The organism is Methylibium sp., assembly GCF_013817365.1.
Classification (GTDB): Bacteria; Pseudomonadota; Gammaproteobacteria; order Burkholderiales; family Burkholderiaceae_C; genus Methylibium.
The window spans coordinates 1-3,354 of the sequence record NZ_JACDCU010000428.1 but is presented as its reverse complement, the minus strand read 5'-3'; the positions used below and the strand labels follow the sequence as shown (position 1 = coordinate 3,354).

Genomic DNA, 3,354 nt, shown 5'->3' with positions numbered 1-3,354 from the left:
CTGACTTGAAGAGAAAGCTCATGCGCTACATCCGCAAGTACAACGAACAACCCAAGCCCGTGAAGTGGAAGTACTTCGATCCAACACGGCGAATTACTCCCGATTCAATCGTTACGGCCCACTAGTCGCATGCGCTTGTGACGCCCTGCCGCGGGCAGGGGCGGATACGCACTGCACGCGGCGACAGGGAAGCGTCCGGCGCATCCCTGAAAGCCGCCCATCGGCTTTAGCCGATGGGCCCGTTGACGACCGCACGCCGATACGTCACCGGCTACCAGTAGCCGCCGGCGCCAGCGCGGATCCTTGCAGCCTCGCAGCCTCGCCGACGCCATTGCTGAACGGTACATGCCACTGCGTCCCCTCGAAGTGATGGAGGGTCAGCTCTCCCGCTTGCTGGGCGCGCCGGTGCTCGGCCTGCACCTCGGTCCGAGTCAAGCCGGGACGAACGTCGCGGCGGGTCGTCCACGTGGAGGACTCGAAACCCGCTTGGTCCAACTCGCCTGCATTGAGGGCGCGCAGGTACTCGGCTCGAACCTGGTCCCGCGTCAGTCCCTGCGAGCGCTCGAGGCTGCGAGTCCACAGTCCCGATTCATGGCCCCCGTGGTCGAGTTCACCGGCTTTCACGGCGCGTTGGTATTCGGCCTTCACTTCATCGCGCGTCAGCGTCTGCGCGAATGCGCCGCCGGCGACGGCAAGAGCGGCTATGGTGATGATGCTTCGAACGGTGGTCATGAGAATCTCCTGATCGGTGCAATCCGCCGACCAGGGTGTGGCCGGCGCCGCGGCGGCAACTTCATGAGTGCCTCCGTTCTGTATTAGTCCGCCGATCAGGCAATTCCGTGACATCGTTTTGATCGATTTCGGGCGGCGCGCGATCGTCGGTCATGCCGGCGGTGCCAGCGACGTCGGTGTGAATCTCGCGCATGGCTCAGCGGTCCTTCAGAAGTTCGGTGCGGGGATGGAAGGCGACCCATGCAAACCAGTAGGCCATCGTGCCGGGCAGCGGCCGGCCTTTCGCGTCGAAGGCCTCGGCGCTGCGGTGCGTTCTGTCGTAACGGATCTCGACACGTTGCCCACCGAGCGTGTCCCACAGCCGCCCGCGTGCATCGGCGCGCTGCGCCAGCGTCTCGAATGGGTAGGCCTTGGCGGCGCCGTTCAGGCGCAGGCCCAGCACCCAGGCCTTCAGCGGCAGCCGCTCGTCGCGGTGCTGCACGTCGAAGATCAGGCGCGGCACCCGGTCGTAGCCCTCGTAGGGATCGCGCGCGTAGTCGCGCACGTGGCCGGTGTCGGTGGACAGCACCTCGGTGCGCGGATGGCGTGTGCGCCAGTCGGCCCAGCTGGTGTGCGTCAGCGGCACCTGTGTGAGCGCCGTGCCCGTCAGCGGCCCGGTGACCGCACGCGCGAGGATCTGCGACCACAGCGAATCGGTCGCGCGGTCGTAAAGAAGCACGTCGCTGTTGTAGAGCAGGCCGGACACGCCGAATACCAGCTCGCGGCCGGCCACGCGCGCTTCGAAGGCCATGCCGGTGCCGCACAGCGGGCAGTAGGTGACGGCGACGGCTTCGTCGCCAAGGCGGTCGTTGACGATCTCGTGCCAGTTCAGGATGCGCACCGGGTAGGCCCGCGCGATGCCGTTGCGCACCAGGCCGAGCACGCGGTCGCCTTCGCGCAGGCCGGCCTGCGCCGCGGCCACGAAGCGTGGGCGGTCGATGGCCGGGATGCCGTCGCGCGGCGGGCCGCCACGTTCGATGGCCGCAGCCGGCACCAGCGCGCCACTCAGGTCGAAACCATTGAGCGTCTGAGCGCTGGCGTGCGTTGCCGCCAGCAAGGCCCACGGGCCCGCCGAGACCGAAAGCAAAAGATGGCGGCGCTTCATTCGGCAGTCTCCTTCGTCACGGTGCTGCGCGCGGCGTCCGAGGCACCCGGGCCGGCGAGCGCGCGGCTTTCGGGCCGGTCGGCCCAGGCCAGCGCGTGGTGGTCGAAGCCGCAGGCCAGCGTCGGCTTGATGACCTCGAAGTACGGCGAGACGTCGAAGTCGCGCGGCACGAAGAGGCTGTGGTGACGCACGTGCAGGATCTCGTCAACGCAGCCCGGGCACATCGGGTCGCCGCGCGGGCGCTGCGTCATGACCGGCAGCACCGGGTAGCGCACCGCCTGAAAGGCCCCGGCGACCAGGCCCGAGCAGATGGCGCGCGTCGGGTCGCCGCTGCCCAGGGAAATCAGCCGCCGCCGCCAGCGCACCGGCACGGGTGGCGTGGGCACGAGCCAGCGCACCAAGTCGACGATGTTCTTCAGGTCGTAGCGGTGTCCGAGGCGCGCGATGACGTGGGCGACCACCTCCTGCACCTCCGCAGGCGTCAGGCCCACCGGGCGGCAGATGCGCACGTGCAGTCCGGCGAAGCTGTCGAGGCCCACGGCGCGCACGCCGTCGACCACGTCGGCCTCGACGACGCAGGGCTGGTCGAGTTCGGAGAAGGCCCGATCCGGGCGCCGCGCCAGAGCGTCGCCGACGTACAGCGCGGCATGGCTCCAGGTGGATTGGGTCAGATACTTGATGCCGACCGAGAAACGAGTGTCGCCTTCGACCAGCAACACATCCGCCGGCCGCAGACACGCCGACAACTGCCGAACGTCGGTCGGCGCCGCTGTACCGCACCTATGGCGCCGCACTGACAGGAAGCGCGCAAGCGCGGCGCCGAATCGACCCGTCAGGCCGTTCGGTCGAAGCGGTGGCGCGTTGGCGGGCATGTCCCCTGCGTAGTCGCCGCGGTGGCCTCCCGGGTTACAGGCAGGGCAGAATTCCGCTTTGATCGAGGGTTTTTCAGCCCTCTTCGTCGGCGCCGACCGGGACCGATGTAACCAACTCGGGCTCCCCGACGAAATGACCGATAGCGCCAACCACAACGACTTCGAGTCCGGCCTGAAGCCGCTGTGGACACGCGCCCAGTCGGGCGACGAGACCGCTTATCGGCAGGCCTTGATCGTGATCGCATCCCGGCTGCGCGGCTATCTTCGCCGCCGCATGCAGAGTCTGCCGGACGAAGTGGAGGATTTGGTGCAGGAAACCCTGCTGGCGCTGCACCTGCAGCGCGGCACCTACGACCCGTCGCTGCCCGTCAGCGCCTGGGTGCTGGCGATCGCCCGGCACAAGCTGGTCGATCTGTGGCGTCGACGCGGGCGACGCGACGACTTGCACGAGACGCTGGACGACGTGAACGAGTCGGCCCTCGTTGCGGTGAACGAGGATGGCGAAGCGCAGCGCGATCTGAAAAAGCTGCTCCATGAACTGCCCGAGGCACAACGCCAGGCGATCCTGCTGACGAAGGTGGAGGGGCTGTCGATTGCCGAGGCCTC

4 protein-coding genes and 1 pseudogene are annotated in these 3,354 nt (G+C 68.1%); 2 read left to right on the top strand and 3 right to left on the bottom strand.

All coding sequences use genetic code 11. The annotated features are described in order from the left end of the window. Nucleotides 1-125 (top strand): annotated as a pseudogene (locus H0W38_RS19090) (IS630 family transposase); the annotation flags it as partial. A gap of 139 nt (nucleotides 126-264) precedes the next feature. Here H0W38_RS19090 and H0W38_RS19085 read toward each other — a convergent pair. The 3 genes from H0W38_RS19085 to H0W38_RS19075 all read right to left on the bottom strand — a co-directional run bounded on the left by H0W38_RS19085 (nucleotide 265) and on the right by H0W38_RS19075 (nucleotide 2,595). Then, on the bottom strand, nucleotides 265-732 hold the full coding sequence (locus H0W38_RS19085; protein WP_292457129.1) for a DUF4148 domain-containing protein: 468 nt from the start codon (nucleotides 730-732) through the stop codon (nucleotides 265-267). Nucleotides 733-928: 196 nt separating this feature from the next. Then, on the bottom strand, nucleotides 929-1,876 hold the full coding sequence (locus H0W38_RS19080; RefSeq protein WP_292457127.1) for a DUF3179 domain-containing protein: 948 nt from the start codon (nucleotides 1,874-1,876) through the stop codon (nucleotides 929-931). Continuing rightward, complete coding sequence (locus tag H0W38_RS19075; protein ID WP_292457131.1) at nucleotides 1,873-2,595, bottom strand: lipo-like protein; 723 nt, start codon at nucleotides 2,593-2,595, stop codon at nucleotides 1,873-1,875. The genes H0W38_RS19080 and H0W38_RS19075 overlap by 4 nt, the downstream gene beginning before the upstream one ends. Nucleotides 2,596-2,881: 286 nt before the next feature. On the opposite strand from H0W38_RS19075, the gene H0W38_RS19070 reads away from it, so the two are divergent. Then, the coding region (locus H0W38_RS19070) for a sigma-70 family RNA polymerase sigma factor (RefSeq protein ID WP_292457124.1) at nucleotides 2,882-3,354 on the top strand (473 nt) is incomplete at its 3' end.

What these genes read in the sequence shown, in the direction of transcription:
- H0W38_RS19085 (WP_292457129.1), bottom strand. Translation starts at nt 732, where the DNA reads ATGACCACCGTTCGAAGCATCATCACCATAGCCGCTCTTGCCGTCGCC.
- H0W38_RS19080 (WP_292457127.1), bottom strand. Translation starts at nt 1,876, where the DNA reads ATGAAGCGCCGCCATCTTTTGCTTTCGGTCTCGGCGGGCCCGTGGGCC.